The following is a 13,725-nucleotide window of genomic DNA, read 5'->3' on the forward strand; positions in this document are numbered from 1 at the left end:
TATCCTGTCTTTTTTTGTACAATAAATAAAGCAGTCTATGGAGAGAGGTGAAGGGTCTTGGCGGATAAAGACTTTGGCCTGAATGATATTGTTGAAATGAAGAAGCCGCATCCTTGCGGTGAAAACAGGTGGAAAATCATTCGGATGGGGATGGATATTCGGATCAAATGCACGGGTTGTTCCCACAGTGTCATGATTCCGAGAAGAGATTTTGAGAGAAAGCTGAAAAAAGTACTCGTCAAGCATGAGGAGCCTACATCATAAGGGCTGGCGCTCATGCTTTTTCATATAGAGGAGAGGAAGAGGCCCGATGAGCAAAGTGCATCAGTCAGCGTGCCCGCTGAATTGCTGGGATAGCTGCGGCTTTTTGGTGACAGTTGAGGATGGAAAGGTGACGAAAGTAGACGGAGACCCGAATCATCCCATTACGGAAGGGAAAATTTGCGGCCGGGGCAGAATGCTGGAGACGAAAACGAATGCGCCGGAACGGCTTCGTTTCCCTTTAAAAAAGAAAGACGGCGAATTTGTCCGGATTTCCTGGGAGCAGGCGTTAGATGAAATTGCTGAAAAAATGGCGGTGATTAAGGAGACGCTGGGCACTGCCGCAGTGCTGCACAGTCATGACTACGCCAATAACGGTCTTTTGAAGGCGCTCGACCAGCGTTTTTTCAATGGATACGGCGGTGTAACCGAGATTGCGGGCAGCATTTGCTGGGGTTCCGGCATTGAAGCGCAGCGCTGGGATTTCGGGCGTTCTTACGGGCATGGACCGCTTGATATTTATCACAGCAAGCATGTGATCGTATGGGGCAGAAACGTGTCCCGGACGAATATGCACCTCTATCATCATCTGCAGCAGGTGAAGAAAAAAGGAGCGACACTGACGGTCATTGATCCTATTTTTAACCCGACTGCAAAGCTTGCCGACCGGTATATATCCGTCAAACCCGGCATGGATGGCTGGCTTGCGGCGGGTGTTTTAAAAATATTATGCCAAACCGGCAGAACCGATTCTGATTTTATTCAAAAGCATTCGGTCGGTTTTGAGGAAATAGACAAGCTTCTGCAGACGATTTCTTTTGAGGAGATCATTGAGAAAACAGAAACGTCTTTAGAAGTGCTTGAATATCTTGCCGATTTATATGCTGACGGTCCCGCCTCCACTTTTATGGGTCTTGGGATGCAGAGATATAAAAACGGGGGCGGGACGATACGGTGGATTGACGCCTTAGCTGCGGCGAGCGGAAATGTCGGTATCAAAGGCGGCGGCGCAAACTTCGGAAATGTGCAAGTCGGTGAAAGCTTTGCAAAGGCCGAGCTCACTCGTCCTGATTTGAAGAAAAGTTCGAGAACGTTTTCGATGATGACTCAAGCTGAAGAGGCGCTGAATGCAGCCGACCCGCCGATTGAGATGATCATCGTGACGTGCGGCAATCCGCTGACACAGGTGCCGAATACAAAAAAAGTGAAGGAAGCGTTTGAAAAAACACCGGTCACAGTGGCCATTGATTCGGTTATGACCGATACGGCGAAGCTCTGTGACTATGTGCTGCCGACGGCCGTTGTTTTCGAAGAGGAAGATATTTATTATTCCAGCATGTATCATCACTATGTTCAATATGGCAAGAAGCTTGCGGAACCGCAGGGAGAGGCAAAATCAGACCGCTGGATCTGGACGGAACTCGCAAAGCGTCTCGGATTCGGGGAGCTGTTTGATTACAGTGCGGAAGATTTCTTAAAAATGGGGCTCTCTTCTTTGGAGAAAGAAGGAATCACCCTTGAGCAATTAAAGGAAAAAGGACATATGCCGCTTCCGGTTAAACAGGTTCCGTGGAGTGATTTTCAATTTTTAACCCCGAGCGGAAAATTTGAATTCGTCTCGTTACTGGCAGAAGAGAAAGGATACAGCGGCCTCCCTCAATTGGAGGTGCCGGAGGAGTCTGTTTATCATGACGCCGGGCTTGCAGGGAAATATCCGTATACGCTGCTGTCCATTCACCCGCAGCGCTCCAATCATTCACAGCACGTGCCGTTTATTGAAAAGCTTCAGCAGATTCAGGTGGACCTGTCGCCGGATATCGCGAAAGAGCTTTCTCTTCAAGACGGAGATACAGCAGAGGTATACAATGACCGCGGCCGTCTGCGCGGCAGGGTGAAAATCATGAAGCAGGCTCACCCGAAGACGGTGAATATAGATGAAGGCATGTGGGCGGCATTCGGAGGCTCCGTCAACATGCTCACAAAGGATTCAAATTCCGATAATGGAATGGGAAGTACGCTTTTTGACTGTCTGGTAGCGGTTAAAAAAGGATAATCTAAGGAGAGAGAGGGCGGGAAATGCTTTTTTCTCAGCTTGTCTTTTCCTATGAACCTCCTTATAATTGCTCTAGGTTTACAATACGTTTATACGATGATGGTTTGATATAGAGGAGATGAAAGAATGGCTTTAACTGCTGGAATTGTCGGTTTGCCGAATGTCGGAAAATCGACGTTATTTAATGCAATTACCCAGGCTGGTGCCGAATCAGCCAACTACCCGTTCTGTACAATTGATCCGAACGTGGGAATCGTGGAAGTGCCGGATGAACGTCTGCAAAAGCTGACTGAATTGGTGAACCCGAAAAAAACGGTGCCGACTGCGTTTGAATTCACTGATATCGCGGGGATCGTAAAAGGCGCATCTAAAGGTGAAGGACTCGGAAATAAGTTTCTTTCTCATATCCGTCAGGTTGATGCGATCTGCCACGTTGTACGTGCATTCGCTGATGACAATATTACGCACGTGTCAGGGAAAGTCGATCCGATTGACGATATTGAAACGATCAATCTTGAATTGATTCTTGCCGACATGGAGACAGTCGAAAAACGCATCACGCGTGTAAGCAAGCTTGCGAAGCAAAAAGACAAAGAAGCGGTTTTTGAATTTGACATTCTGTCTAAATTGAAAGAAGCTTTCGAACAAGAAAAGCCTGCCCGTTCCGTTGAATTTACGGAAGAACAGCAAAAGCTTGTGAAGCAGCTTCATCTGCTTACGTCAAAACCCGTGCTTTATGTGGCGAATGTAAGCGAAGATGAAGTGGCTGATCCTTCAGACAATGAATACGTTGCGAAAATCCGTGAGTACGCCGCGGGTGAAAATGCCGAAGTTATCGTCGTCTGTGCGAAAATTGAGTCTGAAATTGCCGAATTGGAAGGCGAAGAAAAGCAAATGTTCCTTGAGGAGCTCGGCATCGAAGAATCAGGTCTTGATCAGCTGATTAAAGCGTCATACTCTCTTCTCGGCCTTGCAACATACTTTACGGCGGGCGAACAGGAAGTGCGCGCATGGACATTCAGAAAAGGCATGAAAGCTCCTGAGTGTGCGGGTATCATCCACACTGACTTTGAACGCGGCTTTATCCGCGCTGAAACGGTTGCTTATGAAGACCTTTTGGCAGGCGGCGGAATGTCCGGAGCGAAAGAAGCCGGAAAAGTGCGTCTGGAAGGTAAGGAATATGTAGTCCAAGACGGAGATGTCATTCATTTCCGATTTAATGTATAGGACACAGTTGTAAAGGGACAAGAGCTTTGGTATAATATAAACTTGTGAGTAATAGAATTATTGCTCCTTGCCCATTATAGGGCCGCTTAGACCAAAAGGAGGTGCAAACAGATGAAAAAGTACGAAGTTATGTACATTATCCGTCCGAACATTGACGAAGAGTCAAAGAAGGCAGTTATCGAGCGTTTCAACAACGTATTGACTTCTAACGGAGCGGAGATCACTGGAACAAAAGATTGGGGTAAACGTCGTCTTGCTTACGAAATCAACGATTTCCGTGACGGTTTCTACCAAATCTTAAACGTTCAGTCTGAAGCTGCAGCGGTTGCTGAATTCGACCGTTTAGCTAAGATCAGTGACGATATCATTCGCCACATCGTTGTTAAAGAAGAAGAATAAGCAATTTGAAATATATAATGTTAAAAGGTGGTCTTTCATATGCTTAACCGAGTTGTATTAGTCGGAAGACTGACAAAAGACCCAGAGCTTCGTTATACGCCAAGCGGTGCGGCTGTCGCCACGTTTACTCTTGCTGTGAATCGTACATTCACGAACCAGTCCGGAGAACGTGAAGCCGATTTCATTAATTGTGTCACTTGGAGAAGACAAGCCGAAAACGTTGCAAACTTTCTTAAAAAAGGAAGCCTTGCCGGCGTAGACGGCCGACTCCAGACAAGAAATTATGAAAATCAGCAGGGACAGCGTGTCTTCGTGACAGAAGTCCAAGCTGAAAGTGTTCAATTCCTTGAGCCTAAAAACAGCGGCGGTTCTGGATCAGGCGGATACAACGAAGGAAACAGCGGCGGAGGCCAATACTTTGGCGGAGGCCAAAATGATAATCCGTTCGGCGGAAATCAGAACAACCAGAGACGAAATCAAGGGAACAGCTTTAATGATGATCCATTTGCCAACGACGGCAAGCCGATTGACATCTCGGATGATGATCTTCCGTTCTAATAGATTATCGCTATATTCATAACGAGAAAGGTGGGAAATGACAATGGCAGGAGGACGCAGAGGCGGTCGTGCGAAACGCCGTAAGGTTTGTTACTTCACTTCTAACGGCATTACGCACATCGATTACAAAGATGTAGATCTTCTTAGAAAGTTTGTTTCTGAGCGTGGTAAAATCTTACCTCGCCGTGTAACTGGAACAAATGCGAAATACCAACGTAAATTGACTATCGCGATCAAACGCGCACGTCAAATGGCTTTACTTCCATACGTAACTGGCGAGTAAGCCGAAAGAAAAGAGCAAGAGCCTGCGGGCTCCTGCTCTTTTTTTATATCAGTCCTCCTCCATTCTGCCGAAATGTTTCACATGAAACATGGAAGTGCTTCTTACTCCTTTGTTATCTTGCTCCTCTATTCAAATACGCGTACTTATGCAATGAATTTGTTTATACTGAAGAACAGGGGGTGGCTGAGATGGAGACAGACAGAAATATCCTGACTGATGAAAAGTGGAGCGCAATCATACGTAATGATGCTTCTTATGACGGGGCATTTTATTATGCAGTAAAGACGACGGGGATTTTCTGCCGGCCTTCTTGTAAATCGAGAGTTCCGAATAAAGAAAACGTGCTGGTGTTTGATACGGCTGATGCAGCGCTCGAGAAACATTTTCGTCCCTGTAAAAGGTGCCGGCCGAACGGTCTTCGTCTTCCTGATGAAGAATGGATTGTTCAAATCATTGAGTACATTGACCGCCATTATCACGAATCTCTGACTCTGAGTGTACTGGCCGAAATGTGTCACGGCAGCCCTTATCATTTACAGCGGACATTTAAAAAAATCAGGGGAATATCCCCGATTGAGTATATACAGAAAAGAAGATTGTCGAAGGCGGAACACCTTTTAAAGCATACTGATATGACAGTCATGGAGATCGCTCTGACGGTCGGAATTCCAAACACAGCGCATTTCGCCACTCTTTTTAAAAAGAGAACCGGAAATTCGCCCACAGAATACCGAAAAACTGCCGGAATGGGAAAGGGAGGTTCAATATGAGTAAAGAGACAATGGTCTATTGGACACTTTTCACACGGAATGATTGGAGCCTGTATACAGCCGCCACATCTAAGGGGCTATGCTTTATAGGTTCAAATCATGGAAGCTTTGAAGAGCTTGAGCAGTGGGCAAAAAAATCACTGCCGCAATACCAATTGGCACGTGATGATGAGAAGCTGGCGTCTTACACGGCAGAGCTGTCCGAGTACATCGAAAATGGCAGATCAGCTTTTTCAGTGCCGGTGGATCTTTACGGGACAGAATTTCAGCTTGCTGTATGGAAAGCGCTTATGGACATACCGTACGGCGAGACATACTCCTATTCGGATATAGCAAAAATGATTCAGAAACCGTCAGCCGTAAGAGCCGTGGGCGCCGCGATTGGAAAAAATCCGGTATTGATTACGGTTCCGTGCCATCGCGTCATTGGAAAAAACGGGAAACTGACCGGATTCAGAGGCGGTTTAGAAATGAAAAAGCAGCTGCTGGCATTAGAGGGCGGAAACATTGAAACACTGGAATGACGGCTGAGCCGGACAGGAGGGAACACATGAAACTGATTTCTTGGAATGTAAACGGCTTACGTGCTGTGATGAAAAAGATAGATATCAATACTTACGTTCAGGAAACGGAAGCCGATATTTTATGTCTGCAAGAAACGAAAGTACAGGACGGACAAGTATCATTACAGCTTGAAGGGTATCATGGCTATTGGAACTATGCGGTGAAAAAAGGCTACTCAGGCACGGCTGTTTTTTCGAAAGAAAAGCCGCTTCACGTGTTTTATGGATTGGGAATTGACGATCATGATCAAGAAGGACGGGTGATCACACTTGAATTTGAGAACCTGTTCGTCGTCAACTGTTATACGCCGAATGCCAAACGCGGATTAGAGCGAATTGATTACCGTCTTCAATGGGAAGCCGATTTTAAGGAGTATCTGCAGAAGCTTGACCGGAAGAAGCCCGTGATATTATGCGGCGATCTGAATGTCGCACACAGGGAGATAGATTTAAAAAATCCGAAAGCCAACCGGAAGAACGCCGGTTTCTCGGATCAGGAGCGGGAAGCGTTCAGCGCCCTGCTGAACACCGGATTTACCGACTCATTCCGCTATTTATATCCTGATCGGGAAGGCGCCTATTCCTGGTGGTCTTACAGGACGAACGCACGTGAGAAAAACATCGGCTGGCGGCTTGATTACGTCATTGTTTCAGACAGACTGAAGACGCGGATCAGCCAAGCGGCCATTTGTGCCGATATCATGGGTTCTGACCATTGCCCTGTTGAAATGACAGTGGATTTATGATGAGATAGCAGTAAGAGAAATCCACTCTTGCTGCTTTTTTATCACCAAAATGGAGGAGCACATGGCAAATATAAAAGAGATTGCGAAACTGGCGAATGTGTCGGTGGCTACCGTATCACGTGTATTAAACCGACACCCGTACGTATCTGAGGAGAAAAGGCGTCTTGTGAATCAAGTGATGAAGGAGCTGGATTATACCCCTAATCGAACCGCCATTGATCTGATTCGAGGAAAGACCAATACAATAGGCGTGATTTTGCCGTACAGCGACCATCCCTGCTTTGACAAAATTGTAAACGGTATCACGAAGGAAGCGTTTGCCCATGATTACGTGACAACCCTTCTCCCCACCAACTATGACCCCGCTATAGAGATGACCTATTTCGAACTGCTGAAAATGAAAAAGATTGACGGACTGATTGTCACGTCCCGCGCGAATGAATGGGAAACCGCCGTGCCTTACCTGGAATACGGCCCCATTGTCGCTTGTGAATATACGCAGCATCAAGAGATTCCCTGCGCTTATAATGACAGGCAGGCAGCTTACAGAGAAAGCTTTTTGTATTTGAAAAACCGCGGACATCAAGACGTTGCTTTTACATGTGTGCGGGAAGCGGAAAAAAGCCCGAGTACGGCCGACAAGGTAACCGCATATAAGGCGGTTTTCGGCTCTCTTGATGAAACCCGCATTCTGATCGGATGCCATGATATGGACGACGGAAAGCGGGCAGGTGAACACTTCTGGGGTTTCGACAAGGCGCCGACGGCCATCTATGCGCACAGTGATGACGTGGCTGCCGGCTTGTACCAGTTTGCGAAAGAACAGAAATGGGACGCGGAGATCATCGGCGAGGGAAATCTGAGCGTCAGCCGGGCATTGAATATCCCATCTCTGGAACTTCATTTGGAACGGGTCGGAAGGGAAGCATTTTTGCTGTTTTTGCACGGAGAAACGGCTAAAAAACAAATTATGCATCAATTTCAGCGGAAAAAGTCTTGAGCTGAAATGGGTTTCATGCTTTATAACTAGATTGAGAAAAAAAGGAGGCGGACATATGCGAATTGAACATGCGGCCATATGGGTGAAAGATTTAGAACGGATGAAAGAATTTTATGAGAAATACTTCGGCGCCAAGGCCAATGACCTTTATCATAATGAGAAAAAAGATTTCAAATCGTACTTTCTTTCGTTTGACTCCGGATGCAGGCTGGAACTTATGAAAAAAGGCGGCATTGATGAAGCTCCGTCACAGAATATGACCGGATGGGCGCATCTCGCATTTTCTACAGGCAGCAAGGAGCGGGTGAATGAATTGACGGAGACGTTTAAAAATGACGGATTTCAGGTTGTAAGCGGCCCGCGCGTGACGGGTGACGGATATTATGAGAGCGTGATAGAGGATGGGGAAGGCAATTTGATAGAAATCACAGTGTAACAGTGCGGGGGAACCCGCACTGTTTTATTGATTAAATTTGCTGAGCATTAGTTTTCGGACCGAATAGAATTAACAAAACGGAACATAGAAGCCAGCAGCCGCCGATGAACAAAAAGACGCTGATGTAGCCGAGCTTAACGGCAATAAATCCGACGAGCAGGGATCCGAATATATTGGAAAAACGGCCGAGCCCGTACGCCAGCCCGCTCCCGGCCGAGCGATATTCCGTAGGATACGGCTCCGATGTATATGCGTATAAGTTTGAGGTGAAAACCCGTTCCGTGACATTGACGACAAATCCAAACACAATAATCATGACGGGAATAAACGTCATGCCGTATAACAGTCCGGCAATGGCAGTCAGAAAAGCGCTTGCGGCCAGAATCCATTTTCTTTGGAACGTCTCGGATATCATGGAACCGAGCAATGCGCCAAGCGGTGCGCCGACAGAGTGAAGCACATTGTACCACAGCGTTTTTTCCATGGTGATGCCGTTGCTTTTCAGCAGGCTGGGCACCCATGAAGCAAAGCCGTAAAAGCCAAAGGTTTCAAGAATCCATACCGCTGACAGGATGATGGTGATCTTTAAATTCCTGCCCTGAAACAGCCCTAAGTAGCCTGCGTGCTTCACTGTATGTACTTCTGCCGCCTCTTTTGGCGCGGGAAGCGGGCCTTTTTCTTTCTCTATACGTGCTTCAAGACGGTTCATAATGGCGTTTGCCTGATCATATGCGCCCCGATTTTCGTGCCATCGCGGCGATTCCTCAAGCCGGCGGATAAAAAAGAAATAAATGAGACCGGCCGCCCCCCATACGAATACGAGCCGCCACCCCCATGAGCCTAAAGGAATGACAAAAGCGGAAACAACGTTTGTGACGGGAACGCCGATTAGTCCGATCATGGCGCAAAAGGAGATGTATTTTCCCCGTACGGAGGATGGAAAAAATTCCGCCAAATAGCTGTTCGTCACAATCATGGCGGCCGCGACGCCGAGCCCGGTCAAGAAGCGGAAAATCATTAAGGACGGAATGTCCCATGCCAGCGCATTCAGAAAAGATGAGATCGAAAAGACAAGGACAAAACAATTCAGCGCTTTTTTCCTGCCGATCCGATCGGACAGCCTTCCGCCGATGGAGGCGCCTAAAAACATGCCCAGGAAGGATGCGGCCGTGATGTCGGCAATGACGGACAGCTTCACGCCCCAATGCTCAATCAGCGCCGGAGCCACGTTGCTGAGCGTAAACAGGTCAGCTAGATCGAAAAAATAGATGATTCCGAGAGCGGTTAATACTTGATAGTGCACAAGCGAAATGGGGAGACGGTCTAATCGGTTCGCTACATTTGAGAATGTCTGATGTTTCATAAAAAACCCCCTGACTTAGCAGTTGTAATCAGAAAATACTGTAAATTTATCTGACGAATACATTATAAAGGTCTTTTTTTGGCAAAAACAGAGTGTAAATAACCAGAGCCAAAGGAAACGGCATAGCGCTTTCTTCTTAAAATATATAACATTTCCTATATCAGTTTCTGTTTATATTGTAAAATGTTGAAGGAAAGGAAGTTGATGCATAAATATGAATACGTTTGTACGGCCCGCAGAGGGAAGAAATAGTGTATCGAGATATCTTCTTTCTCTGTTGGTCATTGTGGGTTTGTTCTTTTTCGGAAGCATACTGACCGTGTTTTATATGTTTCTCACGTCTGCTTTCAATCCTTCACTGACGATAAATTGGGATGAGGCGGCATTAAGTGACCCGCTGGCGGATATTTATTTACAGCATATCGTCTATTTCATAGCGATTCCGGGCATATGGATAGCGGTTCGTTTCATTATGAAGCGGCGTTTTTTATCCATCATTACACCGAATCAGTCGCTGAACTGGAAGAGAATTTTCTTTGGATTCGGCACATATGTTGTGCTGATGTTTGTCGCGGGGCTGATTGATTTTTTAATTCATCCGGATCGTTTCACGCTTCAGGAATTCCATGCTTCACGTTTTCTGCTGCTGTTAGCGGCAGCCGTCTTGTTGGTTCCGATTCAAACCTCTGCGGAGGAATTTCTCTTTCGCGGTTTTCTGCTACAGTTCGCCGGAAAATTGACGGCAAACGCGGTGGTTCTGACGGTCATTATCGGCGGATTATTCGGCGCACTTCATTTCGGAAATCCGGAGATGGATAATGGGGCTCTATGGGCGGGAATCGGATATGTCACCATCGGCATGATCTGGACCTTTATCACGGTTAAAACAGGCAGTCTGGAGATGTCCCTTGGCGGTCACGCTGCCAATAATATGTTTTTATTTATCTTTCTCACAGAGGATCATTCGGTGTACGGCGGCATTCCGTCGGTATTTACAACAGCAGCCGGGGGCTATGAAATATACGATTGCATATCGACTCTGGTGATCAATATCATCTTCGCATGGCTCGCGTTCCGTTTTGTGAAAAAAGAAAAGCAGCAGGCCGCCTAGGCTCTGCTGCTGATTTGTAAGGTGTTCATCGCTTCATCAATATCCGTCGTCGGCCTCCGGCAGGCGAAATTCTCACAAATGTAGACTGTTGTCTTTCCGTCGATCATTTGATAACCCGCGGCAAAGTCAGAAATGCCATCAAGCTCATCCGGATGTTCTGCGGCGAGAATCGTATAGGCGGGAGTGAAATGCTCCTGAAGCGCCTCAATGAAACGTTTTCTGTCCGGGTCATCTTTCCTTCCGAACACAACGATTTCTTTTTGGGGCATTGTGTGTGCCAGTACGCTTTGCATGAAGAAAGCGCTGCTGCTCGGATAGGCCTCTATTTCCCGTTTGAACACGGAAAACATCGCTTCGGCTTTTTCAATCAGTGATACATCACCCGTCAGGCGGCCGAGACGAAGCAGCTGTACGGCAGCCGCGCTGTTTCCGGAAGGCACGGCCCCGTCATAAACCTCTTTTTCCCTGACAAGAAGGGTCTCAGCATCATTCCCCGTAAAGAAGAAACCCCCGTGCCGTTCATCCCAGAACAGCTCCAGCATGCTTGTACATAACGTTTTCGCTTTCTGCAGATAAGACGGATGAAAACCCGCTTCATACAGTTCAAGATAAGCCCAGATGAGAAAAGCGTAATCATCGATAAACCCTTTGTTTTTCACTTCGCCCTCGCGATAGCGGACCATGACGCGCCCGTCCGGCATGAGGTGCCGTTCGAGAAAGCGGATGGCTGTTTCCGCCATGCTGAGATAGTCAGGCTCGTGAAATACCTTTGCGGCTTTTGCCAGCCCGGCAATCATGAGCGCGTTCCATGAGGTCAGCACTTTGTCATCTGTATGCGGATAGCTTCTGTTTTCACGGGCCTCCAGCAATTTTGTTCTTGCCTCTTCAAGACGTTCGGCCAGCTCACGTTCGGTGAGGCCGGTCTCTTCGAGGATAGCCTCACGCCGCGTGAAAATGAGGTGCGGGATGTTTTCGCCTTCAAAATTGCCTTGATCTGTGATGTTATACACCTTGCAATAAAGCGGGCCGAGTTCATCACCGAGAAGATTCATGATTTCTTTTTTGGACCATATGTAATATTTCCCCTCACGGCCTTCGGTATCAGCGTCTAAAGCTGAGAAAAAGCTGCCGTCTTCATGCATCATTTCCCGCTGAATAAACGTTACGATCTGCATCGCAATCTGTTTGTAGCGCTCATTACCTGTGACTTGATAGGCTTCCGTATATGCAGTCAGGAGAAGGGCGTTGTCATACAGCATTTTCTCAAAATGCGGCACGAGCCATTCATTATCAGTCGAGTAGCGGGCAAAGCCAAATCCGATATGGTCAAAAATTCCGCCGTTCGCCATGCCGTCGAGTGTCTTGGTTACGCCGGCCAAAGCCTGTTCCTTGCCCGTATAGCTGTAGTAGCGAAGCAGAAACATGAGCATATGCGGCATCGGAAATTTCGGAGCCTGGCCGAACCCGCCGTACACCGTATCAAACCCGCCGGCCAGCTGGCGATACGTGTCATGAACCGCCTGTTCGCCAAGCATGCCCTCAGCCGGGTGAATCTTGACTTCAAGATGAGCGGCGGCGTTTTCGGCGATATCCTCGACATGCTGCCGGTCATTCGCAAACGTTTCGGACAGATGTTCAAGCACATCGATAAAGCCCGGACGGTTAAATTTGCTCGTCTTCGGAAAATACGTCCCCGCATAAAATGGCTTCTGATCTGGTGTGACGAACACGTTCAGCGGCCACCCGCCCTGCCCCGTCATCAGCTGGCAGATTCTCATATACACGGAATCCACATCAGGGCGCTCCTCACGATCAACCTTGATGGCTATGAATTTATCGTTTAACATACCGGCGATCTCTTCGTCCTCAAAGGACTCGTGAGCCATTACGTGACACCAGTGGCAAGTTCGCTAAGCTACCCGTACCCAATAGATAAGAGAACAGGTTTATTCTCTCGTTTCGCTTTTTCAAATGCTTCATCGCACCAAGGATACCAATCCACGGGATTATAAGCATGTTGGAGTAAGTACGGTGACTTCTCGTCGATTAATCTATTGGGTACTTTTTTATTTGGCATGGGATCACCTTCTTTCGTTCGTATTACCGTTGATATATCTTTACTGTACCATAAAGATGTGCAGTCTATTCTTTATTTGTTTCTGTCTAAAGAAAACTAGTCTGTAGTTGACAGAATGGACAAGGTGCCTGACAACTGATATAGAGCTATGCGCCTAATCCAAAAGCTTTCATAACAAAGATAACAACAGGCGGAATGATAAGTGATGGCAGAAGATTTAAGGTTTTACATTTTTTAATTCCCAAAATGCTTAACCCCGAGCTTAGTATCAGTATTCCGCCCACAATTGTTATTTCATTAATCATGTCTGCACTTAATGCACTCTCCATTACTTTTGCAAATAAATAGAGTGAGCCTTGCCAGGCAAATAACACAACAGCAGATAAGGCTATTCCAAAGCCAAACGCTGATGCGAGAACAATAGAAGTGATGCCATCCAACATACCGTTTGTAAGAAGATAAGTGGAATCACCATGGATCGCGGATTCAATAGGCCCTAATATCGACAATGATCCCATGCAAAACAATAAGATTGCAGTTGATAAGCCTTCAGCTAAGTTATTTTTAGAGAACTTGCTGACTAGATGGTTGAATCTAAGTTCCAAATTTACAAACTGTCCAAGTAGTCCGCCAACAGCTAAACTTACAATAAAAAGAATAGGGTATTTACTATCCGATAAATGCTGTGTAATGGCGTTTATTCCTAATCCAACTGCAACAAACCCCATCGCTTGCATAAGAATATCTTGATATTCACCTTTCATTCCTTTCTTGAATAGCCCTCCGAGTAAACATCCTGCGAAGATCATAAATGTGTTAAAAATTGTTCCAATCATGTGCTTTCTCCCCCAATAAAGTGTGCTTTTAAAAAAATAAAC

Annotated in this window: 15 protein-coding genes and 1 pseudogene; 12 read left to right on the forward strand and 4 right to left on the reverse strand. The window is 46.7% G+C overall.

The genetic code is table 11. The annotated features are described in order from the left end of the window. The first annotated feature begins 57 nt into the window (after positions 1–57). The 11 genes from C5I45_RS00075 (at position 58) to C5I45_RS00125 (ending at position 8,296) form a co-directional block, all read left to right on the forward strand. A complete protein-coding gene (locus tag C5I45_RS00075; protein ID WP_004392973.1) occupies positions 58–264 on the forward strand; it encodes a DUF951 domain-containing protein in 207 nt (68 codons plus the stop codon). Between the two features lie 46 nt (positions 265–310). Further along, positions 311–2,314, forward strand: a complete 2,004-nt coding sequence (locus C5I45_RS00080) for a molybdopterin-dependent oxidoreductase (protein ID WP_025854037.1) — start codon at positions 311–313, stop codon at positions 2,312–2,314. A 126-nt stretch (positions 2,315–2,440) separates the two neighbouring features. Continuing rightward, positions 2,441–3,541 (forward strand): redox-regulated ATPase YchF, encoded by a 1,101-nt coding sequence (gene ychF, locus C5I45_RS00085; protein ID WP_004392975.1) that lies wholly within the window; start codon positions 2,441–2,443, stop codon positions 3,539–3,541. A 111-nt stretch (positions 3,542–3,652) separates the two neighbouring features. Continuing rightward, positions 3,653–3,940, forward strand: a complete 288-nt coding sequence (gene rpsF, locus C5I45_RS00090; protein ID WP_004392977.1) for a 30S ribosomal protein S6 — start codon at positions 3,653–3,655, stop codon at positions 3,938–3,940. A 39-nt stretch (positions 3,941–3,979) separates the two neighbouring features. Beyond that, positions 3,980–4,498, forward strand: coding sequence for a single-stranded DNA-binding protein SsbA (ssbA, locus tag C5I45_RS00095; RefSeq protein ID WP_004392979.1), 519 nt, complete (start codon positions 3,980–3,982; stop codon positions 4,496–4,498). Between the two features lie 43 nt (positions 4,499–4,541). After that, entirely contained in the window at positions 4,542–4,781 is a 240-nt protein-coding gene (rpsR, locus tag C5I45_RS00100) for a 30S ribosomal protein S18 (RefSeq protein WP_004392983.1), read from the forward strand. Positions 4,782–4,969: 188 nt separating this feature from the next. Next, on the forward strand, positions 4,970–5,551 hold the full coding sequence (locus tag C5I45_RS00105) for a bifunctional transcriptional activator/DNA repair enzyme AdaA (protein ID WP_025854038.1): 582 nt from the start codon (positions 4,970–4,972) through the stop codon (positions 5,549–5,551). Next, entirely contained in the window at positions 5,548–6,075 is a 528-nt protein-coding gene (locus C5I45_RS00110) for a methylated-DNA--[protein]-cysteine S-methyltransferase (protein WP_048367907.1), read from the forward strand. Before C5I45_RS00105 ends, C5I45_RS00110 begins: the two co-directional genes overlap by 4 nt. A 26-nt stretch (positions 6,076–6,101) precedes the next feature. Beyond that, positions 6,102–6,860 (forward strand): exodeoxyribonuclease III, encoded by a 759-nt coding sequence (gene xth / locus C5I45_RS00115; protein WP_048367905.1) that lies wholly within the window; start codon positions 6,102–6,104, stop codon positions 6,858–6,860. Between the two features lie 61 nt (positions 6,861–6,921). Further along, a complete protein-coding gene (locus tag C5I45_RS00120) occupies positions 6,922–7,860 on the forward strand; it encodes a LacI family DNA-binding transcriptional regulator (RefSeq protein WP_014306206.1) in 939 nt (312 codons plus the stop codon). Positions 7,861–7,915: 55 nt separating this feature from the next. Then, a complete protein-coding gene (locus C5I45_RS00125) occupies positions 7,916–8,296 on the forward strand; it encodes a VOC family protein (RefSeq protein WP_004392999.1) in 381 nt (126 codons plus the stop codon). Positions 8,297–8,327: 31 nt separating this feature from the next. On the opposite strand, the gene C5I45_RS00130 is transcribed toward C5I45_RS00125, so the two are convergent. Continuing rightward, entirely contained in the window at positions 8,328–9,659 is a 1,332-nt protein-coding gene (locus C5I45_RS00130; RefSeq protein WP_107994149.1) for an MFS transporter, read from the reverse strand. Between the two features lie 214 nt (positions 9,660–9,873). Between C5I45_RS00130 and C5I45_RS00135 the strand changes: the two genes are divergently transcribed. Continuing rightward, complete coding sequence (locus tag C5I45_RS00135; protein ID WP_107994150.1) at positions 9,874–10,770, forward strand: CPBP family intramembrane glutamic endopeptidase; 897 nt, start codon at positions 9,874–9,876, stop codon at positions 10,768–10,770. Here the strand turns inward: C5I45_RS00135 and C5I45_RS00140 are convergent. The 3 genes and pseudogenes from C5I45_RS00140 to C5I45_RS00150 form a co-directional block, all read right to left on the reverse strand. After that, positions 10,767–12,656 carry a thioredoxin domain-containing protein gene (locus C5I45_RS00140; RefSeq protein ID WP_107994151.1) on the reverse strand — a complete coding sequence of 630 codons (1,890 nt, stop codon included), beginning with the start codon at positions 12,654–12,656 and terminating at the stop codon, positions 10,767–10,769. The two genes, C5I45_RS00135 and C5I45_RS00140, sit on opposite strands and share 4 nt — an antisense overlap. A gap of 35 nt (positions 12,657–12,691) precedes the next feature. After that, positions 12,692–12,847, reverse strand: a pseudogene (locus C5I45_RS20040) (DUF255 domain-containing protein); the annotation flags it as partial. Between the two features lie 146 nt (positions 12,848–12,993). Next, positions 12,994–13,683 carry a DUF554 domain-containing protein gene (locus tag C5I45_RS00150; protein ID WP_014306201.1) on the reverse strand — a complete coding sequence of 230 codons (690 nt, stop codon included), beginning with the start codon at positions 13,681–13,683 and terminating at the stop codon, positions 12,994–12,996. Positions 13,684–13,725 lie beyond the last annotated feature (42 nt).

The sequence above is a fragment of the Bacillus sp. ZY-1-1 genome (assembly GCF_003047165.1).
GTDB classification, from domain to species: domain Bacteria; phylum Bacillota; class Bacilli; order Bacillales; family Bacillaceae; genus Bacillus; species Bacillus velezensis.